The 25,147-nt window shown below is 60.1% G+C and carries 25 protein-coding genes; 11 read left to right on the top strand and 14 right to left on the bottom strand.

Features of this window, described 5'->3' with window-relative positions; all coding sequences use genetic code 11:
* Window positions 1-12: 12 nt before the first annotated feature.
* The gene (locus tag NAV33_RS02620) at window positions 13-969 is read right to left on the bottom strand and encodes a LysR family transcriptional regulator (protein WP_255976622.1); all 957 of its coding nucleotides are present in this window, start codon (window positions 967-969) and stop codon (window positions 13-15) included.
* A 106-nt stretch (window positions 970-1,075) separates the two neighbouring features.
* On the opposite strand from NAV33_RS02620, the gene NAV33_RS02615 reads away from it, so the two are divergent.
* Window positions 1,076-1,831: a sulfite exporter TauE/SafE family protein gene (locus NAV33_RS02615; protein ID WP_255976620.1), complete on the top strand. Its 756-nt coding sequence runs from the start codon at window positions 1,076-1,078 to the stop codon at window positions 1,829-1,831.
* Here NAV33_RS02615 and NAV33_RS02610 read toward each other — a convergent pair.
* The gene (locus tag NAV33_RS02610) at window positions 1,828-3,237 is read right to left on the bottom strand and encodes an MATE family efflux transporter (RefSeq protein WP_272887182.1); all 1,410 of its coding nucleotides are present in this window, start codon (window positions 3,235-3,237) and stop codon (window positions 1,828-1,830) included. The two genes, NAV33_RS02615 and NAV33_RS02610, sit on opposite strands and share 4 nt — an antisense overlap.
* A gap of 123 nt (window positions 3,238-3,360) precedes the next feature.
* Here NAV33_RS02610 and pdxB point away from each other — a divergent pair, with 123 nt between their 5' ends.
* The 8 genes from pdxB to NAV33_RS02570 all read left to right on the top strand — a co-directional run bounded on the left by pdxB (window position 3,361) and on the right by NAV33_RS02570 (window position 11,276).
* Entirely contained in the window at window positions 3,361-4,506 is a 1,146-nt protein-coding gene (gene pdxB / locus NAV33_RS02605) for a 4-phosphoerythronate dehydrogenase PdxB (RefSeq protein ID WP_255976615.1), read from the top strand.
* 115 nt (window positions 4,507-4,621) lie between these two features.
* Complete coding sequence (gene dnaX, locus NAV33_RS02600; RefSeq protein ID WP_255976613.1) at window positions 4,622-6,667, top strand: DNA polymerase III subunit gamma/tau; 2,046 nt, start codon at window positions 4,622-4,624, stop codon at window positions 6,665-6,667.
* A 15-nt stretch (window positions 6,668-6,682) separates the two neighbouring features.
* Entirely contained in the window at window positions 6,683-7,009 is a 327-nt protein-coding gene (locus NAV33_RS02595; protein ID WP_019339308.1) for a YbaB/EbfC family nucleoid-associated protein, read from the top strand.
* Between the two features lie 145 nt (window positions 7,010-7,154).
* A complete protein-coding gene (gene recR, locus NAV33_RS02590; RefSeq protein ID WP_255976611.1) occupies window positions 7,155-7,754 on the top strand; it encodes a recombination mediator RecR in 600 nt (199 codons plus the stop codon).
* 197 nt (window positions 7,755-7,951) lie between these two features.
* On the top strand, window positions 7,952-8,941 hold the full coding sequence (locus NAV33_RS02585; RefSeq protein WP_255976609.1) for an ABC transporter substrate-binding protein: 990 nt from the start codon (window positions 7,952-7,954) through the stop codon (window positions 8,939-8,941).
* Window positions 8,942-9,037: 96 nt separating this feature from the next.
* Window positions 9,038-9,781, top strand: a complete 744-nt coding sequence (locus NAV33_RS02580) for an ABC transporter ATP-binding protein (RefSeq protein WP_255976607.1) — start codon at window positions 9,038-9,040, stop codon at window positions 9,779-9,781.
* A complete protein-coding gene (locus NAV33_RS02575; protein WP_255976605.1) occupies window positions 9,781-10,554 on the top strand; it encodes an ABC transporter permease in 774 nt (257 codons plus the stop codon). Before NAV33_RS02580 ends, NAV33_RS02575 begins: the two co-directional genes overlap by 1 nt.
* An 11-nt stretch (window positions 10,555-10,565) precedes the next feature.
* Window positions 10,566-11,276, top strand: coding sequence for a transporter substrate-binding domain-containing protein (locus NAV33_RS02570; protein WP_255976602.1), 711 nt, complete (start codon window positions 10,566-10,568; stop codon window positions 11,274-11,276).
* A 13-nt stretch (window positions 11,277-11,289) separates the two neighbouring features.
* Here NAV33_RS02570 and NAV33_RS02565 read toward each other — a convergent pair whose 3' ends face one another.
* Window positions 11,290-11,898: an SCO family protein gene (locus tag NAV33_RS02565; protein ID WP_255976599.1), complete on the bottom strand. Its 609-nt coding sequence runs from the start codon at window positions 11,896-11,898 to the stop codon at window positions 11,290-11,292.
* Between the two features lie 20 nt (window positions 11,899-11,918).
* Window positions 11,919-12,467, bottom strand: coding sequence for an adenine phosphoribosyltransferase (locus NAV33_RS02560; RefSeq protein WP_255976596.1), 549 nt, complete (start codon window positions 12,465-12,467; stop codon window positions 11,919-11,921).
* A gap of 298 nt (window positions 12,468-12,765) precedes the next feature.
* Between NAV33_RS02560 and nadE the strand changes: the two genes are divergently transcribed.
* Window positions 12,766-13,593, top strand: a complete 828-nt coding sequence (gene nadE, locus NAV33_RS02555; RefSeq protein ID WP_255976593.1) for an ammonia-dependent NAD(+) synthetase — start codon at window positions 12,766-12,768, stop codon at window positions 13,591-13,593.
* Between the two features lie 71 nt (window positions 13,594-13,664).
* Here nadE and NAV33_RS02550 read toward each other — a convergent pair whose 3' ends face one another.
* From NAV33_RS02550 to ccoN, 9 genes are all read right to left on the bottom strand, one after another.
* On the bottom strand, window positions 13,665-14,399 hold the full coding sequence (locus NAV33_RS02550) for a sulfite exporter TauE/SafE family protein (RefSeq protein ID WP_255976591.1): 735 nt from the start codon (window positions 14,397-14,399) through the stop codon (window positions 13,665-13,667).
* Window positions 14,392-14,598 carry a cbb3-type cytochrome oxidase assembly protein CcoS gene (gene ccoS, locus NAV33_RS02545; RefSeq protein WP_255976589.1) on the bottom strand — a complete coding sequence of 69 codons (207 nt, stop codon included), beginning with the start codon at window positions 14,596-14,598 and terminating at the stop codon, window positions 14,392-14,394. The genes NAV33_RS02550 and ccoS overlap by 8 nt, the downstream gene beginning before the upstream one ends.
* A 55-nt stretch (window positions 14,599-14,653) precedes the next feature.
* Entirely contained in the window at window positions 14,654-17,098 is a 2,445-nt protein-coding gene (locus NAV33_RS02540; protein WP_255976587.1) for a heavy metal translocating P-type ATPase, read from the bottom strand.
* A gap of 7 nt (window positions 17,099-17,105) precedes the next feature.
* A complete protein-coding gene (locus NAV33_RS02535) occupies window positions 17,106-17,609 on the bottom strand; it encodes a FixH family protein (RefSeq protein WP_255976584.1) in 504 nt (167 codons plus the stop codon).
* A gap of 11 nt (window positions 17,610-17,620) precedes the next feature.
* Complete coding sequence (ccoG, locus tag NAV33_RS02530) at window positions 17,621-19,033, bottom strand: cytochrome c oxidase accessory protein CcoG (RefSeq protein WP_255976582.1); 1,413 nt, start codon at window positions 19,031-19,033, stop codon at window positions 17,621-17,623.
* Window positions 19,034-19,170: 137 nt separating this feature from the next.
* Window positions 19,171-20,088, bottom strand: a complete 918-nt coding sequence (gene ccoP, locus NAV33_RS02525; protein WP_255976580.1) for a cytochrome-c oxidase, cbb3-type subunit III — start codon at window positions 20,086-20,088, stop codon at window positions 19,171-19,173.
* Complete coding sequence (locus NAV33_RS02520; protein WP_255976578.1) at window positions 20,089-20,271, bottom strand: cbb3-type cytochrome oxidase subunit 3; 183 nt, start codon at window positions 20,269-20,271, stop codon at window positions 20,089-20,091.
* 6 nt (window positions 20,272-20,277) lie between these two features.
* A complete protein-coding gene (gene ccoO / locus NAV33_RS02515) occupies window positions 20,278-20,889 on the bottom strand; it encodes a cytochrome-c oxidase, cbb3-type subunit II (RefSeq protein ID WP_255976576.1) in 612 nt (203 codons plus the stop codon).
* Between the two features lie 10 nt (window positions 20,890-20,899).
* Window positions 20,900-22,327 (bottom strand): cytochrome-c oxidase, cbb3-type subunit I, encoded by a 1,428-nt coding sequence (ccoN, locus tag NAV33_RS02510; protein WP_255976573.1) that lies wholly within the window; start codon window positions 22,325-22,327, stop codon window positions 20,900-20,902.
* A 535-nt stretch (window positions 22,328-22,862) separates the two neighbouring features.
* On the opposite strand from ccoN, the gene NAV33_RS02505 reads away from it, so the two are divergent.
* Window positions 22,863-23,543: an alpha/beta family hydrolase gene (locus NAV33_RS02505; protein ID WP_255976571.1), complete on the top strand. Its 681-nt coding sequence runs from the start codon at window positions 22,863-22,865 to the stop codon at window positions 23,541-23,543.
* On the opposite strand, the gene NAV33_RS02500 is transcribed toward NAV33_RS02505, so the two are convergent.
* Window positions 23,533-25,101 (bottom strand): methyl-accepting chemotaxis protein, encoded by a 1,569-nt coding sequence (locus NAV33_RS02500; protein ID WP_255976569.1) that lies wholly within the window; start codon window positions 25,099-25,101, stop codon window positions 23,533-23,535. The two genes, NAV33_RS02505 and NAV33_RS02500, sit on opposite strands and share 11 nt — an antisense overlap.
* Window positions 25,102-25,147 lie beyond the last annotated feature (46 nt).

Raw genomic sequence — 25,147 nt, 5'->3', positions numbered from 1 at the left:
CTGCAACCGTCTTCAACCAAAACCGAGTCCGCTTTGCAGTGCCTGGTCCCATGGCGGGACCGGGCCGAAGCGGCTTTTCAGAAACTCCAGCAACAGTCGGCTGCGCGAATCGGCTTCCCTGGTCAGGCGCAGGGCATAGATTCCGCTCGCCTCTGGCATTGGCAAACCATGCTCGCAGAACAACGGCAGCAGCTCGCCACGCAGTAGATGATCGCTGATCAGCCAGGTCGGCAGATGCGCTATACCCAAACCGGCCAGCGTGCCGCTGAGTAGCGCTTCGGCATTATTGGTGACCATTCGCAGGCGACGCGGGCGCAGCAGTTGTCGTTTCCCTTCATGCTCGAACCGCCAGGCATGAGGTGGTGCCAGAGCATCCCAGTCGAGTCCGTCATGTTCCGGCAGTTCCGCCACGGTGCGCGGCATGCCTCGCCGTTCAAGGTAGGCCGGGCTTGCGCAGGCTATTCGCATCATCGGCGCCAGGGGTGTAGCGACCAGGCGTGTGTCGGCCAGTGGTCCGATACGTAGCACCAGATCGACTTCGCCCAGATGCTCGCCTTGCAGGTCGATGAAGCTGTCGATCAGACGTAGCTGTATGTCGACGCCCTGATAAACCAGCAGGAATTCCGCAAGCGCGGGCGCCAGATGCCTGCGACCGAAAGGTGCCGGCGCATCGATGCGGATACGACCTTCCGGTGCGCTTTGCAGCGAAGTCATTTCGGCGCGGGCCAGCTGCAGCTCCTGAACGATGCGTCTGGCGCGCTCGGCAAAGACCTGGCCTGCGGTGGTGGGCTTGATTGCATGAGTGCTGCGGCTGACAAGCTGGCAATCAAGCGAACGCTCGAGCGAATCGATGCGTCGCGCGACGGCGGAGGGTGTGAGTGCATGCAGGCGAGCCGCGGCGGAGAAGCTGCCGGTGTCGAGCACATCGAGGAACAGCCTGAACTGATCGGTCAGGGCATTCGAATCCATAACGTTCGTTTCGCTTTTGCGTGAATGGCAAAGCGATTGTGCGTGGCTTTGCATGTTCGTGCCAGCCGGCGCTGAGTAGCATTGCTGTTTTTTAGGAAGTGAACTGATGGATCTCGTCGAATTCGGGCTGAATGTCGTGTTGGGCTTGGTGCTGGGAACGCTCGGCGGGCTGTTCGGTATCGGCGGTGGGCTGATTGCGATTCCTGTGCTCGGCGTGCTGTTCGGCCTGGATCAGCAGGTTGCGCAAGGCACGGCACTGGTAATGGTGGTGCCAAACGTATTGCTTGCCATCTGGCGATATCATCAACGCAACCGTATCGACCCGCGCCATGCGGCAGCGCTGGGCATCACCAGCTTCTGCTTCGCCATTGCCGGCGCCGCGGTTGCGGTTTCGCTGGATGCAGGACACATGCGCATTGCCTTTGTCGGTTTTTTACTGGCTTTGGCCGCCTACATGCTCTTGCGGGTTTTTTTCCAGCCGCAGCCTGGCGGTACCGAATTGCGTCATCCCTGGCCCTGGTTGGGCGCGCTGGGTGCGGGTGCGGGTGCGTTGGGCGGGTTGTTTGGTGTAGGCGGCGCAGTACTCGCCACTCCGGTGCTCACGGCGGTGTTCGGCACTTCACAGGTCGTCGCTCAAGGTCTCTCGCTGTCCTTGGCGGCGCCCAGCACTGGCGTGACGCTGGTCACTTACGCGTCCCATGGACAGGTTGACTGGTCGCTGGGGTTGCCGCTCGCCGTGGGTGGTCTGCTGAGCATTAGCCTTGGCGTGAAATTGGCGCATTCACTCCCCGAACGCCTGCTGCGTCTACTCTTCAGCGGTTTCCTGCTGCTGAGCGCAGTGATGCTGGTGTTAGAGGTCTAAACGCCTGATCTGCCGGCTACGCTGCTGTCAGGCTTCGCCTGTCGACGTATTTCGCGCCGGGCGCTGCGCGCCAGGCGGATGGTCAGCAGTATCGCGGCGCAGCTCAAGCCGGCGATTAGGCCCTGCCACAGTCCGGCTGGTCCGCTCGGCTCGCCAAACCTATCGGTGAGGCCGAGTATGTAGCCCACTGGCAGGCCAAGCCCCCAATAGGCGAAAAGCGTGAATATCATAGTCATGCGCGTGTCTTGATAACCACGTAGCGCGCCTGCCGCGGTGACCTGTACCACATCGGAGAATTGAAACAGCGCGGCGTAGAAGAACAAGCTGGCGGCGACGGCGATGACTGCAGGGTCGGTGGTGTAGATACGTGCGATCTGCTCACTGAACAACAGCATGGTGCCGGCCGAGAAACAGGCATATACCAGGCTCGAAACGATCCCGACGCCGGCAACGAAGCGCGCATCCCGCGGCGCGTTACGACCCAGCGCCTGACCGATGCGCACGGTAATGGCCATGCCCAGCGATAGCGGAATCATGAAGATCAGCGAGGTAAAGTTCAGCGCAATCTGATGCCCAGCCACCACGGTGGCACCCAGGCCGCCGATCAACAGTGCTATCACCGAAAAGATGCTGGCTTCGGCAAACACCGCGATGCCGATCGGCACGCCAACGGAAAGCAGGCGTTTGAGTACCGCCCATTGCGGCCAATCGAATTCAGCGAACAGCCGGCTCGGCTGGTAATAGTCGGCCCGTCGCACCCAGAAGAGCATCGCCAGCAACATGAAGCCCATGACCAGCGCGGTGGCCCAGCCGCAGCCGACGCCACCCATGGCCGGTAGGCCCAACTTGCCGTATATGAAAATGTAGTTCAGTGGGATGTTGAGCATCAGCGCGAGGATGCCCACCACCATGCTCGGTCTGGTGTGCCCGAGCCCATCGCTGTAGCAGCGCAGGACCTGATACAGGGCCACCGCCGGAAAGCCGCAAGCGACTGCGCGCAGATAGGCCATTGTCGGATCGATCAACGCCGGTTCGACCTGCATCAGGTGCAGCACCGGTTCGGCATTCCACATCAGCAACGCGAACAGTGAGCCGACGCCGAACCCCATCCACAGCGCTTGGCGCACCAGCGGACCGATTTGCTCGTGCTCGTTCCTGCCAAAGCGCTGGGCAACGTTGGGTGTCGTCGCCAGGATGATGCCGGTCACCAGCAGAAATACCGGAACCCAGATCGAATTGCCCAAGGCTACCGCGGCAAGATCTCGCGGGCTGACGCGCCCGGCCATCAAGGTATCGACAAAGCCCATGGCGGTGTTCGCCAGCTGGGCGATCATCATCGGCAAGGCGAGGGCGAAGAGGGTGCGCAATTCAACGCGAACCCGTCTGAGTCTTAGCTCAGTGGGCATTGCTGGGCTATCCAAATTGTATACAGGAAGCGGTCTAGTCTACGCCGCACGAGGCGCTCACGGGAAGGCAGCAGAGCGGCTCGGCGCGGTCTAGAATGGACCGACTACTGACGGAGCCCGCCAATGCGCATCCTTGCCGACGAAAACATCCCACTGGTCGAAGCCTTCTTTGCTGAGCATGGCGAGATTCGCCGCATGCCCGGACGTAGTATCAACAGAGCGGCGCTGGAGCAGACCGATGTGCTCCTGGTGCGCTCGGTCACCCGTGTCGATCGTGAGCTGCTTGAAGGCAGCGCTGTGCGCTTCGTCGGCACCTGCACCATTGGCACCGATCATCTGGATATCGACTATTTCGAGGAAGCGGGAATCAGCTGGACCAGCGCACCGGGATGCAACGCCCGGGGCGTCGTCGATTACGTGCTCGGCAGCCTGCTGGCCTTGGCGGAGGGCGAGGGTGTCGATCTGGCCAGCCGTCGGTATGGTGTGATCGGTGCTGGGAAGGTCGGTGGAAGGCTAGTGGAGGTGCTGCGCGGCTTGGGTTGGGATGTGCGTGTTTGCGATCCGCCGCGCCAGGCACGTGAAGTAGGTGAGTTTGTCGGCCTGGACGAAATACTCGCGGAATGCGACGTCATTAGCCTGCACACGCCGTTAACCCTGGATGGCGCGCATGCGACGTTTCATTTGTTTGACCAGTCTCGCCTGGAACAGCTGCGGTCTGGCGCCTGGCTGATCAATGCGGCACGTGGTGCAATCGTCGACAACGCAGCCCTGCGCGGACAGCTGGCCAGGCGTCCAGACATCCAGGCAGTGCTCGATGTCTGGGAAGGGGAGCCGCAGATCGATGTCGAACTGGCCGAGCTGTGCTGGATCGCGACGCCACATATTGCGGGCTACAGCCTGGACGGAAAATTACGCGGAACGGCTCAGGTGTACCAGGCGTTTTGCGCCAGCAAGGGGCTGGAGCCGACAATCAAACTGGCTGACCTGATGCCTGTCCCTCCGTTGCGGGCAATGTCGTTCGATGCCTCGGCCGAGCCCAGGGATGTGCTGGCGACAATCTGTCGGGCCGTCTATGACCCGAGAAAAGATGACGCCGCCTTTCGCCGAAGCCTGATCGAAGACGAGGACCAGCGCCGTATCGGCTTCGATCAATTGCGCAAACAATACCCGCCGCGTCGCGAGATAGATGGGTTGCAGATCGAGGTTGGTGCCGGTCAGCCGCAGGTGGAGCAGCTTGTCCGAGCCCTCGGTGCAACCTTGAAGGACTGACTCGGCGGGCGGCGCAATCGGGATATGCATCAGTGTTGCGGATGACAGGCCGGATGCAATTTGCGGCCTGCTCCGCTAGCATTACCCGTCCTCTGCTTTATCCCGCGATGGTGTTATGAGTTATCAGGTTCTAGCCCGTAAATGGCGTCCGCGCTCGTTCCGCGAAATGGTCGGCCAGACGCATGTGCTCAAGGCCCTGATCAACGCGCTGGACAGCCAGCGCCTGCACCATGCCTATCTGTTTACCGGTACTCGCGGGGTGGGTAAAACCACCATCGCGCGAATCATCGCCAAATGCCTCAACTGCGAAACCGGTGTCAGCTCCACGCCTTGTGGCGAGTGTTCGGTCTGCCGAGAGATCGACGAGGGGCGCTTCGTCGATCTGATCGAAGTCGACGCTGCCAGCCGAACCAAGGTCGAGGATACCCGCGAGCTGCTGGACAATGTGCAATACGCGCCCAGCCGCGGGCGCTATAAGGTCTACCTGATCGACGAAGTGCACATGCTTTCGTCGCACTCGTTCAATGCATTGCTCAAGACGCTCGAAGAGCCGCCGCCCCACGTCAAATTTCTGCTAGCCACGACCGATCCTCAAAAGCTTCCGGTGACCATCCTCTCGCGCTGCCTGCAGTTCTCGCTGAAGAACATGCCACCGGAGCGCGTGGTCGAGCATCTGACTCACGTGCTTGGCGTCGAGCAGGTGCCGTTCGAGGAAGACGCGCTGTGGTTGCTCGGGCGCGCCGCCGACGGATCGATGCGTGACGCCATGAGTCTGACTGACCAGGCCATCGCTTTTGGCGAGGGCAAGGTCCTCGCGAATGACGTCCGAACCATGCTCGGCACGCTCGATCATGGACAGGTCTATGGCGTGCTGCAGGCCCTGCTGGAAGGCGATGCCCGCGCGCTGCTCGAGGCGGTTCGCCATCTGGCCGAACAGGGGCCCGACTGGGGCGGTGTGCTGGCGGAAATGCTCAACGTGCTGCACCGCGTTGCTATCGCTCAGGCGCTGCCCGAAGCGGTGGACAACGGGCAGGGCGATCGCGACCGGGTGTTGGCGCTGGCGCAGGCATTGCCGGCCGAGGACGTGCAGTTTTACTACCAGATGGGCTTGATCGGCCGCCGCGATCTGCCGCTGGCACCTGATCCGCGCAGCGGCTTCGAGATGGTCCTTTTACGCATGCTCGCGTTTCGTCCCGCCAACAGTGAAGACGCGCCGCGAACGTCACTAAAGAATTTGGGAGTCAGTCCGGCCACGACTGATTCCACGACAACAGACGTGGCCGGTACAGCAACGTTGGCTGCGCCGGTTCGCGATCCGGTTGCAGTGCCGGTGGCGCCCGCGCAGCCGGCTGCCGTTGCCCCTTCGCCCGTGCAACCGTCGGAACCGGCGCCTGCTCCGGCAAAAGTCATTGCCGCGCCCGAACAGGTCCTCCCGACGAATGCCGTGCCGGCTGAAGCTCTGCCCGAGTCTGCAAAGTTGGAGCCCGCGCCCCCGGTTGTCGACGTGCCTTGGAACGAGCCGCCCGATACACCGCCGGTTGCGGTAGAAAGCGAGACATTGGAGCAGCGGGCCACGCCGATTGCTGAGCCTGAACATGTCGCTGCAGTGGTCGAGGTCAACGAGCCGGATGACGATGAGCCGCCACTGACCGATGAGGACTATTTCGAAGTCGAGACGCAGGCTGAAGCCTATCTCGATGGGCTGGATGAGCTGGCGCCAGATTCGCAGGTCGCTGAGCCGACACCGGCTGTCGAGCCTGCTACCGGGCTGGCTGCGGAGTGGCTCGATATTTATCTGAAACTCGGCCTGGGTGGTCTGACTGGTAGCATCGCGGCGAACTGCACTCTGATTTCCGTGGAAGGTGATCGCTGGCTGATGCACCTGGACCCGGCGCAGAGTGCGCTGTTCAATTCGACGCAACATCGACGTTTGAACGATGCGCTGAATCAATACCACGGGCGTACGCTGCAGCTGGATATCGAACTGCAGACACCGCAGCAGGAAACGCCAGCCCAGGCGGCAGCCCGCCGTCGCGGCGAGCGGCAACGGGCAGCTGAGCAATCGATCCAGGCCGATCCCGTGGTACAGCAACTGATGCAACAGTTCGCCGCGGTCATTCGCGACGGTACTATCGAACCCGTAGAACACTCCGAACCCTGATCCGAGGTAGACCCCATGATGAAAGGTGGCATGGCCGGCCTGATGAAGCAGGCGCAGCAGATGCAGGAAAAAATGCAGAAAATGCAGGAGGAACTCGCCAACGCTGAGGTGACCGGCCAATCCGGCGCCGGGCTGGTGAGCGTCGTGATGAACGGCCGGCACGACGTCAAACGCGTCAGTCTGGACGACAGTCTGATGCAGGAAGACAAGGAAATCCTCGAAGACCTGATCGCCGCTGCGGTGAACGATGCGGTGCGCAAGATCGAGCAGAACAGCAAGGAAAAAATGTCGGGCATGACCGATGGCATGCAACTTCCGCCAGGTTTCAAGATGCCTTTCTGATCCACCTGTTGGGCGCCGTTCCAGGTGCCCATCGACTGGGCTGGGGCAAGCCAGAACCGTTTTTACAACGGTTCCAGCGCCCCGGTTCGGCGCTTCTGTCTCATTTTGCTCTTGATCGTCCCTTCTGCCTCCGTCCGGTGACTTCATGTCTTTTAGCCCTCTCATCCGCCAGCTCATCGATGCTTTGCGCATTCTTCCCGGCGTCGGGCAGAAAACAGCGCAACGCATGGCGCTGCAAATGCTTGAACGCGATCGTAGCGGTGGGTTGCGGTTGGCGCAGGCGCTGACGCGCGCGATGGAGGCAGTGGGCTACTGTCGACAATGCCGTACGCTAAGCGAGGATGAACTTTGTCCGCAATGCGCCGATCCACGGCGGGACGATTCCCTGCTGTGTATTGTGCAGAGCCCGGTGGATGTATTCGCTGTGGAACAGACTGGCTTTCGCGGACGCTATTTCGTACTTAAAGGACATCTTTCGCCGCTCGACGGTTTGGGCCCCGAGGCCATTGGTATCCCCGAACTACTGGTGCGGGTAGCCGAAGGCAACTTCAGCGAGGCGATACTGGCCACCAACCCCACCGTCGAAGGCGAGGCCACGGCTCACTATATTGCGCAGATGTTGATTCCGAAGGGGTTGACGCTCAGCCGTATTGCCCACGGTGTGCCGCTTGGCGGCGAGCTCGATTTGGTCGATGGCGGCACGCTTGCGCATGCGTTGGCGGGGCGCAAGACAATTACCCTCTGATCCGGCAATACGTCGTATCGCGGCTGCAGCAGTAGAAACTTATAACGCGTGGTTTGCCGCTTATGTCTGCCAGGTAGTGCCGATACCGGGACACTTCGTGTAAAGTTCTAAGCCAGACACACTTAATAACTAAATTATATTAATCTCTTTCTTTTGGTTATATAACTTCAACGTTGCTTGCGAGCTCGAGGTTGATAATGAAGGCAAAACACTGGCTGGTTCCCGCGCTCCTGCTGTTGAGCACATTTGCTCAGGCTCAGGACACGTTCAAGGTTGGTTTCATCCGCGTCATGGATGATGCTCAGGCGATGGTCGCTTACGAAGGCGGGCTGTACGAGAAGCACGGCCTTGATGTCGAACTGGTCGAATTCAGCTCGGGCACCGATCTAATCAAGGCCATCATTGGCGGCCAGCTGGATACGGGCGTGCTTGGCTTTACCAATGCGGTTGCCTGGGCCTCCAAAGGTGCTGATCTTAAGGTCGTCGGCGGCGCTCAGCAGGGATATCACTCCATCGTGGCCCGCGAGGGAACCGGCATCGAAAAGATCTCTGATCTGAAAGGTCACGTGCTTGCCTCGCAGAAAGAGGGCAGCACCGCTGATGCGGTACTGCGCGGCGTCACGCTGAAGGATGCTGGTGTGTCGCCGGCTGAGGTGAACATCATGGGCACAAGCCCGGCGGTCGCGGTGCAGTCTCTTGTCTCGGGTCGCGCCGATGCCGCGTTTCTCTTCGAACCCTATGACCGGATCGCTCAGCTCGTCGCACCGGTGAAGCAGATCTACGAAATTGGTGAGGTCTGGCCGTTTCCCTGCATGGTGGTGATCACCTCCGGCGAAACCCTGGAAAAGCGCAAGGACGCAGTCTGGAAGTCGCTTGATGCTCAGCGCGACGCGATTGATCTGCTGGAGAACCAGCCGGCCGAAGCGGCAAAGCTGATCGCTGACTACTTTATCGCCGAACCGACATTGAAGACGCTCAACCGCGGTGATCTGCCGCGCGAGATAGTCATTGAGGAAGCCATTGCCACCCAGACCTTTAGCGCCAAGCTTGGCAGCGACGATCTGGAGCGTATCCAGGAGCTGGCGAACATCCTCCAGGAGCTCGGCTCGCTGAAGACCCGCGATGGCCAGCCGTTCGAAACCAGCGCGATTCTTGATCTTTCCTGGCAGCAGGCCCGCGAGCTCTAACTTAACGGTAGATCGTTCCATACACTGCCCGGCCTTGCGCCGGGCAGTGCTATTCAGCCCGTCGATCGGGCAGATTCTTGAGGGCTTCGAAGCGTTATGCAGCTCAGGTTTGAAGAAGTAGACAAACATTTCGGCCAGCTCGAAGTCATCAAAGGCTTCAGCGGCGAATTCGCCCAGGGCGAATTGGTTGCATTGGTGGGACCCTCCGGTTGCGGTAAGTCGACCCTGCTGCACTTGGCTGCCGGGCTGGAGAATCCAACCGCTGGACGCGTGCTCGCAGACGGCAAGAAGATTCCCGGACCGAGCCCTCGGCGCACGCTGGTTTTCCAGGAGCATGCGCTGTATCCCTGGCTCACGATGCAGGCCAACGTCGCTATGGCGTTGGAGCTTCAGGGCGTCGCCAAGGCAGACGCATTCGAACAGGCGAAAGTCTGGCTCGCCCGCGTCAGTTTGGATGGCTTCGAGCACTACTATCCGCATCAGGTATCCGGTGGTATGCGCCAGCGCACTGCTTTGGCTCGTGCGTTCATCGCCAAGCCAGAAGTATTGTTGCTGGATGAGCCCTTCGGCGCGCTCGATGCGCTGACCCGCATGGCGCTGCAGGATGTGCTGCGCGAGTTGATCGAGGAGCACCAGCCCACGGTTTTGCTGGTAACCCATGACGTTGACGAGGCGCTTTACCTGGCCGATCGCGTAATGGTGTTCAGTGCCCGACCGGCACAGGTGCTGAAGACTTTCAATTTCACCCACTGCGAGAAGAGTCACGATCTTTCCGAATTCGCGGCCGAGCGGCGGGAAATCCTCCGGTTGTTGGGTATCAAGACGGAGGTAGGGCACTGATGAGCCAGGGACGTCGTCTTACCGGTCCGAAAAAGTATCTTGCCGTCGTTCTGGCGATCCTTTTTATTCTGTTGATATGGCAGATAGCGGCATGGAGTCTTCCAGCGTTTTTGATGCCGGGCATTCCCGCTGTTTTCGAGCGCCTGTTCACCACTGTTCTGGAGCCAGAGTTCCGCGAGGGGCTCTACGGCAGCATGAGCCGTCTGGGCAGCGGCTACAGCTTCGCATTGCTGTTCGGTATTGGCTTTGGTCTGCTGGGCGGGGTGCTGTTCTTCTTTCGCGAAATCCTGCGCTCGGCCATTGTGATACTCCAATCGATTCCGTCGATCGCCTGGGTACCGTTGTTCCTCATCGTGATGGGCTTCGGCAACCTGCCGATCATCGTGGTGGTTGCGCTGGCAGCGTTCTTTCCGATGGCATTGTCGGTCATGAATGCCACCGAGAGTGTCCAGCCGGTTCACGTATCCGCTGCTCGGGTGATGGGTGCGTCGCGTTGGCAATTGCTACGGCGGGTCTATTTGCCAGCGGTCATGCCGGAGCTGATCACTGGCGCCCAGCTGGCGTTCGGTAATGCGTGGCGTGCTCTGATCTCAGCGGAAATGTTGATTGGTTTTGGCCAGGGCTTGGGGCGCTCGCTCGCTTATTCGGGCGAAATTGCCGACATGGCGGGAGTGATGATGAACATCTTGGTCATCGCCATCCTTGCCACTTTGATCGATCAAGTGGTGCTGGAAAAATTCAAGCAACGGATGCTTCGCTACCAGTACGTGTGAGAGGTTTCGCCGTGAAGGCATACCTGCTGCGGCTAATGATGGTTGCATTCATGGCGCCGGCCTGTGTGTTTGCAGCGCCCTTGCAAGCGGTGCTGGTGGGTGATTACCGGCCGCTCAGGGCTGCGGAAGCCGAACAGATCAGCGAAGGCTTCGAAGCGCAGTTGCTTGCCCGTTTGGGTACGGTACTCGACAGCGAGATGACATTAGTCGGTGCCAAGGGGCAGGCGGATCTGCGGGCTGGTGCGCTCGAATCCGGTGTTGCCTATTACCGCAGCGAAGTTGCAGCGTTGACGTCATCCGAGGGCGGGCCTTTCGAATGGACTGACCTGGCGGGGGAAACTTTCTGCGTCACGATCGACAGTCCTCATGCCTCAGTGGTTACTGCCCGCTTCGGTGGCATTGCCCGAAGCTATCCCAGCGCCGCGCAGGCGTTGATCGGGCTCAAGCTCGGTGAGTGCCAGGCAGTTGTAGATGATCGCTTGTTGTTGGATAAGATTGCGCGCCTGCCCGAGTGGCGTCGCTACGACCGGCTTCTGCCTGCGCTTCCCGATTCGGAGTTGGCATTGCGAATCGAGGCGGGGGATGCGGTGCTTCAGCGGCGTGTGGAGCAGGCTGTTTCGGGATGGCTAGAGGACGGTCAGCTGGCGGATCTTACTCAGCATTGGGTAGACGAAGTGGCCTTCCAGGCATACGTATTGGCCGATACGCTCGATTGTCACTGAGTTGTTGAATGCATCACTCGGCTTCGATCACTTCAGGCAAGGCCTGACGCAGCCCTTCCAACTTGAACGGGGCGCGAATGTAACCGCGCAGCGTGCCATCGGGACCAACGATAGCCAGATTGCCGCTGTGGCTGACGCTGTAATCCCCCTCCGTTTTTTCTACCGGTACGAACGGCAGACCCAGCGCTTTCGATAGGCCTTGCAGCGCATCCATATCGCCCGTTAGCCCTCTGAATCCGGCGCGGTAGTAACCCAGGTAGGTGCGTAACGCCTCGGGTGTGTCGCGTGCCGGATCGGCGCTGACCAGCACGAGCTGCAGCTGTTCACGGATCTCCGGCTGTAGTTGTTTGAATAATCCGCGCATATCGCTGAGCGTTGTCGGGCAGACATCCGGGCAGGCGGTGAATCCGAAGAAAAGCAGGTACCAGCGACCACGAAGCGAATTGGTGCTGAAGGCGTTGCCCTGCTCATCAATCAGTTCCAGGCTGGGCAATTGCCGCTCACGAGGCAGGAGTAACAGATTGGCATCATCGAGCAGGGCGTTGCGGTCGAGTGCGAACGCAGGCGAGCAGAATACGACCAAAAGGCCCAGCAGTACCCAGCGGAAATTGGCCAAGCGCATGATCGGTATCCAAACTACGTTTAGCGCTCGTTCAGCTCGAACGCAGTGAGGGTGAAGGTCGGAATGCCCATATCTTGCAGCTTGCGCGATCCGCCCAGTTCGGGAAGATCAATGATTGCAGCCGCTTCGTGGATACTTGCGCCCATGCGGCGAACCAGCTGCGCAGCAGCAATCAGCGTCCCCCCAGTGGCTATCAGATCGTCCAGCAGCAGTACCGAATCGCCTTCGCAAAGGCTGTCAGCGTGCACTTCGAGAAAGGCTTCGCCGTACTCGGTACAGTAGGACTCTGCCAATACGTCGGCTGGAAGTTTGCCTTTCTTGCGGAACAGAATCAGTGGTCTGTTCAGTTCATAGGCGACTATCGAACCGATGATAAAGCCACGAGCGTCCAAGGCGCCGACATGGCTGAAATCGGTTTCGACATAGCGCTGGATCAAGCTGTCCACAACCATTCTCAGCGCTTTTGGCGACTGCAGCAGCGGCGTGATATCACGGAATACCACACCCGAGCTCGGGAAATCCGGGACCGGACGTATCAGTGTCTTGATCGCAAATTCATTGAAGATCATAACGAGGCTCCGGGTGGGGGTCGGCGTTCACGTTTGCGCCGCAACGGGCATAACGGGACGCGCAAGATTAACCCAGGCAGTGCGCACCGCCAATGGCGCGGGTACCTTTGCTGCTTTGGCAATCTGAAACGGCGGGATTCTCTTCGGACGCAGCCGCCAACCTGACCGATGGCACGCGGGTAACGAATCTGCGTCGAGCTCGGGACCGGCATATACAGAGAGATTTATTCGTTGAAATATGGTCGGATGGCCAACTACGGCACTAAATCATATCGTCCAATAGGCACAGGAGACATTCATGCATAGCCGCCAGCAAGAGATCGCTGCCGCACTCAACGTTCGTTCGTCCTTCGACGGTCCGGCGGCCGTTCAGGCTGAGATCGACCGACGAGTTGGCTTTATTCAGGACTGCCTGCGCGAATCCGGGATGAAGACCCTGGTGCTCGGTATCAGCGGTGGTGTCGACTCGACCACAGGAGGCCTGCTCGCGCAGCGCGCGGTGGAAGGAATGCGCGCTGCAGGCGAAGGGGACGATTACCGTTTTATCGCGGTCCGTCTGCCGTATCAGGTTCAACACGACGAGGACGAGGCGCAGCTGGCGGTCGATACGATCAAGCCGGACGAGTGCCATACGGTCAATATCGGTGCCGCCGTCCAAGGGCTATCGCGTGCCATCGAGGCATTGGACCCGCTCTCTGCAGAGAAACGCGACTTCATACTTGGCAACACCAAAGCGCGGATGCGCATGGTGGCGCAGTACACCATCGCGAACGCGCGGCAGGGCCTGGTCATCGGTACTGACCATGCTGCCGAAGCGGTAATGGGATTTTTCACCAAATTCGGTGACGGCGCCTGCGACCTGACACCCCTGGCGGGTCTGGTCAAGGGTCAGGTTCGCGAGCTTGCCGCCGCCTTAGGCGCACCTGAGCAACTGGTAAAGAAGGTTCCAACGGCGGATCTCGAAGAGCTTTCTCCGGGTAAACCGGACGAAGCGGCGCACGGTGTGCGCTATGAAGACATTGATGCCTTTCTGCATGGGCAGTCGGTACCCGACGAGGCGGCCCGTATCATCGTCGAAACCTATGACAAGTCGGCACACAAGCGCCAGTTGCCGAAGGAGCCCTAACCGATACAGTCGAGCCACAAGCGCAGGGGTTGCAGGACGGCCGCTGATCTGTACCGGCATGCGCAGAGCGATTAATGGTGCAGATGCGCGGGCGTCTGTTCCTGCGTTGAAACCGCGCCGGCGCCGTGCCCCATCAGCCACTGCTGATGGGGGCCGGGCAAGGTCCACAGGCCGAACAGTATCACCATCATCCCGCCAAGCATTCGCACGCCGCGCTTGCGCAGCAGAGCGGTCAGCCGCTCTGCTGCCAGACCCGTTGCCAGTAGCACAGGCCAGGTGCCGATACCGAATGCCAGCATCAGCAACGCACTGTCCAGCGCATCGCCCTGGCTCGCAGCCCAGAGCAAGGTGCTATAGACCAGACCACAGGGCAGCCAGCCCCAGAGCGCACCGAGCAGCAAAGCTCGAGGGATGCTCTTGACCGGCATGAGCCGGCTGGCAAACGGTTGAATATGGCGCCACAGGCCTCGGCCTACGGCTTCAACACGTGTCAGCCCGCTCCACCAGCCCGCCAGATAAAGCCCCATGCTGACCAGCAGTAATGCCGCTACAACCCTCAGAGCCATAGCTGCCGGGCTGTTGGCGACGGCCCAGCCGGCGAGGCCGATCAGCAGGCCCGCGCCGGTGTAGCTCAATACTCGCCCCAGATTGTAGGCAACTAACAGGCGCAGGCGTTTGCCGCGCTGCTCGACAGGAATAGCCATGGTCAGCGCGCCCATCAAGCCGCCGCACATACCCAGGCAGTGCCCGCCGCCGAGCAGGCCGAGCACCACAGCAGATACCAGCAGTGGTAACAGCTCAGCCACGATCGGATTTCTCCTCGCTGCCCTGGTCCGCTTGTTCGATGCCCGCGCGATGCTTGGGATCTTCTTCATCGAAAAGAATGCTATGCGCGGGGCCATCGAGATCATCGTACTGGCCGCTGCCGACTGCCCAGAAGAATACCCAGATGGCCAGTGCAACCAGAACGATGGCGACGGGAATCAATATGTAGAGTGCGGCCATGGGGCCTCCAGATAGTGCTGCGGCAGGGCAAAGCTGATCAGGTATGGAGCTGTCTTCATCCTACGCCAGGCGGATCGGGTTGTCGGACCGCAAGCGATGCCGGCAGCCGGGTCAGCCGCAATGCGTTCAACACCACCAGCAGCGAGCTCGCAGACATACCCAGTGCTGCCCATAGCGGCGTCACCCAACCTATGGCTGCGAACGGCAGGATCAGGCCGTTATAGAGGCTCGCCCAGGCAAGGTTTTCGATGATGATGCGACGGCTTCGGCGCGCCACGGTGAAGGCCTGCACAAGACTGTCGAGCCGGTTGGAAAGCAGGACTGCGTCGGCACTGGTCTTGGCCAGGTCGGTTGCCGAGCCCATCGCCACGCTGATATCGGCCGCGGCTAGGACCGGAACGTCATTCACGCCGTCGCCAAGCATCAACACGCGACGGCCCTCTGCTTGGAGTCGCTGCAGATGGACGAGCTTGTCAGCTGGGGTCAACCCGCCCCGTGCCTCTTCGATGCCTAACTGTTGGGCTATGTCGCCGACCATCGGCGAGCTGTCACCCGACAGCAAGATTGTTTTCCAGCCTCGGCGTTTGCAGGCCTGCAACAGAGCGGGTGCGTCGTCGCGCAGACGATCGTTCAATATCAACCATGCCAGCGGGCCCTGCGCGTCGCCAAGCAGCAGCCACTGACCCTGATTTCCCGGGATAACAGGAGGCGGGCCTGCATAGCCGGCGGCGACGAACATTGGTTGACCAATGCGCAAGGTGCGTCCGCCGACCGAACCCTGGAGGCCCAGCCCCGGCACGCTGTTCACCGCATCGGCCGCTTGCGGCGCTCGACCGAAGGCCTTGGCAATAGGATGTTCGGAGCGGTTTTCCAATGCGGCGGCCAGCTCCAGGCAGGCGTTGGCATCCAATCCGCCCAACGGGCGAACCTCGCTCAAGGTCAGGCGCCCTTCGGTAAGTGTGCCGGTCTTGTCGAAAATCACGGTATCGATGTGGTTGAGACCTTCCAGAACATGTCCGCGGGTGAGCAATAGGCCAAGTTTGTGCAGCGTGCCGGTAGCCGTGGTCAGGGCTGTCGGGGTGGCCAACGACAACGCGCACGGGCAGGTGGCGACGAGCAGGGCAAGGACGATCCAGAAAGCCCGTTGCGGATCGAGCTGCCACCAGACGATGCCGACAATAGCTGCGGTCAACAGAACGATCAGCAGGAACCACTGGGCGACACGGTCGGCCAGCTCGGCGAGGCGCGGTTTGTCCGACTGTGCACGCTCCAACAGACGCACGATGGCGGACAGCCGGGTGTCGTCGCCCAGTGCCTGGACCTCGACAGTCAGCGCGCCCTCGACATTTAGGGTGCCAGCAGTGACCGCATCACCGGCGCTTCGTGGCTGCGGCAGGTATTCGCCAGTAAGTACCGATTCGTCGATGCTGGAATGCCCGCTGACGATGCGGCCATCAGCCGGGACCAGAGCGCCTGGCTGCACCAGCACCCGATCACCGACCGCTAATTCACTGAGCAGGATGCGCGCGGACTGGCCGTCCTCGGCGAGTTTCAGGCACGACGCGGGTAGGAGATTGACCAATTGAGCAGTAGCCGCGGCAGTGCGTTCCCGCGCGCGGCGTTCCATATAGCGTCCGGCAAGCAGAAACAGGGCAAACATGCCCACGGCATCGAAATACAGTTCGCCCTGACCGGTCAGGGTGGACCAGATACCGGCGAGATAGGCGCCGCCGATGGCGAGCGAAACCGAAACATCCATGGTCAGATGGCGGGTACGCAGATCTCTCAAGGCGCCCTTGAAGAAATCGGTGCAGCAATAGAAAACGATAGGGGTCGTCAGCAGCAGCGCAGTCCAGCGCAGGATGCTGGCCATGCCGGCCGAGAGGTCAATGTTGAACTCTGGCCACGTCGCCATGGTTGCCATCATCACCTGCATCCAGAGCAGTCCGGTCACACCCAGCTGGCGCATGCTGCGACGGTTCTCCCGCGCGAGCCGCTCTGCAGCCTGATCCGCTTGGTAGGGGTGGGCGGCATAGCCGATACGTCGAAGCTCGGCGAGCAATTCACTGAGCGGCAGCGCCGAATCGTTCCAACGCACCCGCAGGCGATGGTTGGAGAGATTCAGGCTCGCCTCGGCAATACCGTCGAGGCCGCGCAGGTGACGCTCGATCAGCCAGCCGCAGGCGGCACAGCTGATGCCTTCGATCATCAGCGAGGTGTTGGCGAGCTCGCCTTCGTGCTGCACGAATGGCTGTTGCACATCCTTGCGGTCGTACAGTGCAAGTTCATCGGTCAACGCCTGAGGCAATGCGTCGGGATTGATCGAGGCTTCGCTGCGATGCAGGTAATAGCTTTCCAGGCCGCCGTTGACGATCGCTTCCGCCACGGCCTGGCAGCCTGGGCAGCACAGCGCCCGCGTCTCGTTGAGCACGCGGGCCTGATATGCGCTGCCAGCAGGAACCGGCAGGCCGCAGTGATAGCAGGGCAGGGGGCTCGCCATCGGCTGATCAGTAGCTCAGTTCGAGTGTCTGACCGCTCGCGATTTCCATTTCCTCGAACAGGCGCCAGTCCTGATCACCTTCACGGCCGAGCAATTCGACGAAGCGCCGGCCTGTTACCGGCTCCTGCATCTGTCCCTGATAGAACCCGTTACCTTGGGTCTGCAGAATGATGCGGCGATCGCGTTCGGGCTGCGTCGGCGAGAGCAGATTGAGGATCACTTGCTGTGGGCGGCTGTTACCGCTCAGCTGCAGTTCGGCCAGCCCGCGCTCGTCGTTGAGCACCAGTTGCGCCTGTACCTGCAGGCGCTCGGCGAGTTTCTCGCGTTCCAGCGCCTGGTTGATGCCTTTGCCGGCATCGTAGTAGTTGTCCGATACCAGAGTGTCGGCATTGCGGATGGCGATGGTCAGCATCGAAGTGCCGAGTATCACCGACAGCAGCAGGATGCCGATGACAAACCAGGCCCAAAATTGGGTATACCACCGGGTGTTTTCGTTGTCGGAAATGCTCATGTACTACCTGTTCAGCGGATGCTCGGGCCGATGAAACGGCTCTCCGACTCATCTTCGATTGAGGAATCGTCTACCGATCTGATGTGGAAGACGATTTCGTTTGTGCTCGATGGCAGCTTTTCCGGTGCGACCGAGAGCTCCACCGGAACGGTGATCAGCTCACCGGCCGCAGCGTGGATTTCATTGCGACCTTCGTATTGCAGGTCGTCCAGACCAGTGGCTTCGATGACGAAGATCTGCTCCTTCTGAGCCTTGTTCATCACCTTGAGGGTATAGACGTTTTCGATTCTGCCTTGCTGGTTCTCGCGATAGAGCACACGGTCCTTGAGCACGTCGAGCTTGACCAGCGATCGATCGGTGACGGCATAGGCGAACACACCCATCATCGCCGTCAGCGCGATGGCGTAGCTGATCAATCGTGGGCGAACCATGCGGGTCTTCTGCCCAGACAGGTTGTGCTCGGTTGTGTAGCTGATCAACCCGCGTGGGTAGTTCATCTTATCCATAATGGTGTCGCAGGCGTCGATGCAGGCGGCACAGCCGATACACTCGACCTGTAGGCCATCACGGATGTCGATGCCCGTCGGGCAAACCTGGACGCACATGGTGCAATCGATGCAATCACCGAGGCCCATGGCTTTGTAATCAACGTCCTTCTTGCGAGGGCCGCGGCGCTCGCCACGGCGGGGGTCGTAGGAGACGATCAGGGTGTCCTTGTCGAACATCACACTCTGGAAGCGTGCGTAGGGACACATGTAAATGCACACCTGCTCACGCAGGTAGCCGGCGTTGCCGTAGGTGGCGAGAGTGAAGAAGCCCACCCAGAACAGCGCCCAGCCACCTACCTGAAACGTCAGCAGATCAGGCACGAGATCTCGAATCGGGGTGAAATAACCCACAAACGTGATACCGATTGCCAGCGAGACGCCCAGCCAGATCGAGTGTTTGGCGAACTTTCGCAGCAACTTGGTTGAGCTCATGGGCGCCTTGTCGAGCTTCATGCGCTGGTTGCGGTCGCCTTCAGTGACTTTTTCCGCCCACATGAACACCCAGGTGAACACGCTCTGCGGGCAGGTATAGCCACACCAGACGCGTCCAGCAAATACAGTAATGAAGAACAGCCCGAAGGCGCAAATGATCAGCAGCGCCGAAAGCAGGATGAAGTCCTGAGGCCAGAACGTGGCGCCGAAAATATAGAACTTACGCTCGGGCAGGTTCCACCAGACGGCTTGTCGGCCGTTCCAGGTCAGCCATACGGTGCCGAAATAGAGTACGAATAGCAGCGCGCCGCCGACGAGTCGCAGATTGCGGAACAGGCCGGTGAACGAGCGGGTATAGATTTTTTCACGGGCGGCGTAGAGGTCCGTTGACGCGTTGACCTTGGCCGGGGGAGTTACATCATGGACGGGGATTTGCTCAGACATCGAATGCATACCACGGCGGAGGGTGAGTGTCCCGGCCGATACGTGCCGACCGGGATCTTTTGCTTACCTGCTGCGAATGGTACGCCTCGATGGTCGATCTCAGGTGCGACTGTCGGTCGCGCCTGAGACCGATCGGATCAGTTCTCCGACTTTTGCGAGAGGCTGTACACATAGGCGGCCAGCAGGTGCACCTTGTCATTGCCAAGGTGGTCTTGCTGAGCAGGCATACGACCATTACGACCATAGCGCAGAGTCTGTTGAATCTGTCCGAAACTCGAGCCATAAAGCCAGACGTTGTCTGTCAGGTTCGGCGCGCCCATGGCCTGGGTGCCTTTGGCGTCAGGACCATGACAGGCTACACAGTTGGTGGCGAAGATCTTCTGACCCTGCTCGATGTCGGCATTGATGCCCTCAGGGATATCGCGGCCAGACAGGCTGCGAACGTAACCGGCAACGTTGCGGATGCCATCTTCGCCAATCACGTTAGCCCAGGCAGGCATGGCCGCCTGGCGCCCACCCATGATGGTGGTCTTGATGGTTTCCGGCTCTCCACCATACAACCAATCGTGGTCGGTGAGGTTAGGGAAGCCATAGGCACCCTTGGCGTCCGAGCCATGGCAGACCGAGCAATTCGAAGCGAACAGACGTCCGCCCATTTTCAGGGCCTGAGGGTCTTGAGCGACTTGCTCGACTGGCATTGCAGCGAACTTGGCGTAGAGCGGGCCGTACTGCTCGTTCGCCTTGTCCATCTCGCGCTGCCATTCTTTAACCTGCGTCCAGCCACCTTCATAGCCAGGCAGCACACCTTTCCAATTACCCAGGCCCGGATAAAGGGCAAGGTAGCCGAGGGCGAAAATCACCGTGCCGACAAACAGCATGAACCACCACTTGGGCAGCGGATTGTCATATTCCTCGATGCCATCATAGGAATGGCCGACGGTTTCTTCTGTACTGTCGCCACGCTGCCCCTTGCGGGTCGCAAGCAGCAGCCAGACCAGTGCCGCAATGGTGCCCAGGCTCAGCAGGGTGACGTACCAGCTCCAAAACGTGGTCATTTATTTCTTACTCCTGGAAGCTTCTTCTTCACGCTTCTTGGTGTCGGTCTCGTCAGCGAAGGGCAGATTTGCGGCTTCGTCGAAGCTTTTCTTGCGTTTGCTGCTGTAGGCCCAGAGCACGAGGCCAATGAAGGCGACGAATACCAAAATGGTGCCCAGGCCGCGAAGAGTCCCGATTTCCATCATGCGTTACCGTTTGTTCGTGAGGGAGGTGCCAAGGCTTTGCAGGAAGGCCACCAGAGCATCCATCTCGGTCTTGCCCTTCACGGCGTCTTTGGCTCCGGCAATGTCTTCATCGGTGTAGGGCACGCCTACGCTGCGAAGTGCTTCCAGCTTGGCGGCGGTATGTTTGCCGTCGAGCTTGTTTTCTACCAGCCAAGGGTAGGACGGCATCTTCGATTCGGGCACCACGTTGCGCGGGTTGTAGAGGTGCGCGCGGTGCCAGTCATCGGAGTAGCGACCACCAACGCGGGCCAGATCCGGGCCGGTGCGCTTGGAGCCCCACAGGAATGGGTGGTCGTATACGCTCTCGCCAGCGACGGAGTAGTGGCCATAACGCTCGGTCTCTGCACGGAACGGACGAACCATCTGTGAGTGGCAGCCAACGCAGCCCTCACGGATGTAGATATCGCGACCTTCCTGCTCCAGAGCAGTGCGTGGCTTCATGCCTTCTACCGGCTCATTCACCACGTCCTGGAAAAACAGCGGGACGATTTGCGTCAGACCGCCAAGGCTGACAGCCAGGGTCATGAACAGGGCCAACAGGCCAACGTTCTTTTCAAGTAACTCGTGACTTTTCATGCTCGGCTCCTCAGACGATCTGCGCAGCGACTTCGTATTCAGCCGGCTTGGCGGCACGCACGGTACGCCAGGTGTTGTAGGCCATCAGCAGCATGCCGGTGAGGAAGAACGCACCGCCCAACGCTCGCACGATAAAGCCCGGATGACTGGCTTCCAGCGCCTCGACGAAGGAGTAGGTGAGGGTGCCGTCTTCGTTGACCGCGCGCCACATCAGGCCCTGAGTGATACCGTTGACCCACATCGAGGCGATATACAACACGGTGCCTATGGTCGCCAGCCAGAAGTGGGCATTGATCAGCCCGATGCTATGCATCTGCTCGCGAGCGAAGACCTTCGGAATCAGGTGATACAGGGAGCCGATTGAGATCATCGCTACCCAGCCGAGAGCGCCGGCGTGAACGTGGCCGATGGTCCAGTCGGTGTAGTGGGACAGCGCGTTGACGGTCTTGATCGCCATCATCGGACCTTCGAAGGTCGACATGCCGTAGAACGCCAGCGACACCACCAGGAAGCGCAGGATCGGGTCGGTGCGCAGCTTATGCCAGGCGCCAGACAGCGTCATCATGCCGTTGATCATGCCGCCCCAGCTCGGCGCCAACAGAATGATCGACATCGCCATGCCCAGGCTCTGGGCCCACTCTGGTAGAGCGGTGTAGTGCAGGTGGTGCGGGCCGGCCCAGATGTACAGCGTGACCAGTGCCCAGAAGTGCACGATGGACAGGCGATAGGAGTACACGGGGCGCTCAGCCTGCTTCGGAACGAAGTAGTACATCATGCCCAGGAAGCCGGTGGTCAGGAAGAAGCCCACAGCATTATGGCCGTACCACCACTGCACCATGGCATCGGTGGCGCCGGAGTAAATCGAATAAGACTTGAACCAAGAAACCGGGATTTCGAGGTTGTTGACAATGTGCAGCATCGCCGTAACCAGGATGAAGCCACCGTAAAACCAGTTACCTACGTAGATATGGCTTACCTTGCGCTTCACGATGGTGCCGAAGAACACGATCGCGTAGCTGATCCAGACGACCGCCAGCAGAATATCGATCGGCCATTCGAGCTCGGCGTATTCCTTGCTGCTGGTGAAGCCTTGTGGGAGCGTAATGATCGCCAGGACGATCACTGCTTGCCAACCCCAGAAGGTAAACGCGGCCAGACCGTCGGATATCAGCCGAGTCTGGCTGGTGCGCTGTACCACGTAGAGCGAGGTGGCCATAAGGGCACAGCCGCCGAACGCGAAGATCACCAGGTTGGTGTGCAGCGGGCGTAAACGACCGAAGCTGGCCCACGGTAGGTCGAAGTTGAGTGCGGGCCACACCAGCTGCGAGGCGATAAGAACGCCCAGACCCATCCCAAGGATTCCCCACACCACCGTCATGATGGCGAATTGGCGAACCACCTTATAGTTATATGCAGTCTCACTTATTGCTGTGCTCATGCAAGGCTTCCACGCTAATGGCATTTCAGAGGGGCAAAAACGGCGGCAAGTATGGAGAAAGGAGGGGGGCAATGCAAACGAGGCCCAGGCCATCTCGTGCCGTTCGGACCCTGATCCCAAGCGTTTTCCATGCGTTTTGCAGGGTCGTTTTTCACAACATGCCGATGTGCTGAATCGAGAGCTTCGCCTTGTAATTCTGCGTAGTCCGGCGAGTGGAGAAGAATATAGGAGCAGGCGGACTCAAGGGCAAAGCGAGGATGGACTGGACGGTCTGCGACAGAGCGTCGCACTGAGGCTTTTTGGGGCGGGCCTGGTCGAAACAGCGCAGGTATCGTTGTACGTCCCAAGGAAGTTGTGTTGCGGCACGTTGCGGATGGCTCGATTTTCCACGTCACTGATGGTAATTGGCGGACCATTTGCCTCTATCGCAGTGAGAGACGATGTGTACATACGAATTGCTATAGACGGATCATGACGAGTTTTTATAGGCGTAACTGGTTATTCGATAGATGTAGGAAAAGCCATGGAAGTTGAGATGACTAATATTCAGGGCGATCAGTGCACACCGGGACGCGAGGTTCCGCTCGTCAGGGTCGATTCTCCGTGCGACGAAGCCTGCGCGAGCCTGATCCTCGCGCACGGCGCAGGGGCGCCGATGGACAGCCCGTTCATGGCGCAGATGACCCAGCGCCTCGTCGCGCGTGGAGTCAAGGTGTTCCGTTTCGAATTCGCCTACATGGCAGAGCGGCGCCATACCGGGCGCAAACGTCCACCGAACCCTCAGGCGCTACTGCTACAACAATGGCGGGACGTTTATGGCTATGTCCGACAGCAAACCGCAGGGCGGCTGGCGATTGGTGGAAAATCGATGGGCGGACGGATGGCCAGCCTCCTGGCCGATGAGCTGGAGGTTGATGCGCTGGTGTGTCTGGGTTATCCCTTTTATGCCACAGGAAAGCCAGAGAAGCCGCGCGTGGCGCATCTTGCCGAGCTACGTACGCCGACCCTGATTGTTCAGGGTGAGCGCGACGCGCTGGGTGACCGGAATACGGTCGCCGGATACCCGCTATCGCCGGCGATTCGCCTCAGCTGGCTGGCAACCGCCGACCATGATCTAAAGCCTCTGAAACGATCGGGACTGACTCACGATCAGCATCTCGATAACGCCGCGGACGCAGTCGCGGCGTTTCTGGATAACCGATCGTTCAGCGGTTGAAGCGCTCCACCAGGGTGTATTGGGACTGCGCGGTTGCGGCCAGTTCCTCGGAGAGCAACGTCGAGCTTTGTGCATCACCCGCGGTCTGATCGGCGAGGCGGGCAATATTACTGACGTTGTGGCTGATTTCCTCGGCTACCGCGCTCTGCTGTTCGGTCGCCGAGGCGATCTGCGAGGTCATATCGATGATGCTTTCCACCGCGGTGCTGATGCCGGCGAGCGCCTTGTCCGCGTCGATTACCCTCTCCACGCCACGGCTCGCCTGAGCGCGGCCCTGTTCTGTGGTTTCAACGGCCTGGCGTGCCTGCAGCTGAAGTTTTTCAATCAGTTGATGAATCTGGCCTGTGGCCGTAGCGGTGCGCTGGGCCAGTTGGCGGACCTCGTCGGCTACCACCGCGAAGCCACGACCGCTTTCCCCGGCGCGAGCTGCTTCGATGGCTGCATTGAGCGCAAGCAAGTTGGTCTGGTCGGCAATGCTTTTGATCACATCGACGACGGTGCCAATTTCGTCGCTGTTCTTCGCCAGCGCTGAAACCGCATCGCCCGTCTCTGTCACCGCGCTGGCCAGCGACTCGATGGCCCTGCGGGTCTGTGCGCTGATTTCTCGGCCCTCGGCGGCGAGCCGGCTGGCCTCTTCGGTGGCACCGGCCGCCAGGGCTACGTTGCCGGCAACCTCCTGAGTCGTTGCGGCCATTTGATTAATGGCCGTGGCGACCTGCTCGGTCTCGTGATGCTGACGCGCCAAACCGTCGGAACAGCTGTGCGCCAGTTCATCTGCGCGCTTGGCTTGCTGCTGAAGCTGCTCGGCGCTGTCTTGAAGACGAGTCAGACAGGTCTTCAATCGTGCATGTTCGCTGAGCATCGCCATTTCCAGCCGGGCTTCGGCGCCCTGACTGTCGGTGTACATCTGAGCGATCAGCGGGTCGCTCGTTGATTGTTCGGCCAGCCTTACCAACCGGCTCATGCCGCGCATCTGCCAATGCCGCCCGGCGAGTCCCAGCGGCACGGAAAGCAGCGCAGCCAATGCGAACCCCCAGATGTGATCGAGCCATAAACCGACCATGAAACCGATCTGGCTGATGCAAATGAACGGCAGCCAATTGACTGCGACGGGCAGCCACTTGTCGCGACGTGGCACGCCGCTCTTGCCCGCATTGAGTCGCGCATAAAGTGCCTCCGCCCGCTGCACTTGTTCACGCGTGGGCTTGGTGCGAACCGACTCGTAACCGACGATCTTGCGCTGCAGATCGAGCATGGGCGTCATATAGGCGTTGACCCAGTAATGGTCGCCATTCTTGCGTCGATTCTTGACGATGCCCATCCAGGGTTTGCCATCCTTAAGCGTCCGCCACATATGGGCGAAAACGGCGGCTGGCACGTCCGGGTGACGGATCAGGTTATGCGGCGAGCCGATCAATTCGCCGCGCTCGAAGCCGCTGACTTCGGCGAATATGTCGTTGCAGTAGCTGATCTGGCCTTTGAGATCCGTGGTGGAAATCAGCCGCTGCTGCTCTGGGAATGCATATTCACGCTGAGTGATGGGCTGGTTGTTTCGCATGAGGGTACGCCTGGCAGTTCGGGATGGTTTTGATGTTCTTGGGCAG

Source organism: Stutzerimonas stutzeri, from assembly GCF_024448715.1.
Lineage (GTDB): Bacteria > Pseudomonadota > Gammaproteobacteria > Pseudomonadales > Pseudomonadaceae > Stutzerimonas > Stutzerimonas stutzeri_AR.
The sequence above is the reverse complement of the archived record's forward strand: the minus strand, read 5'-3'. Positions and strand labels throughout refer to the sequence as shown.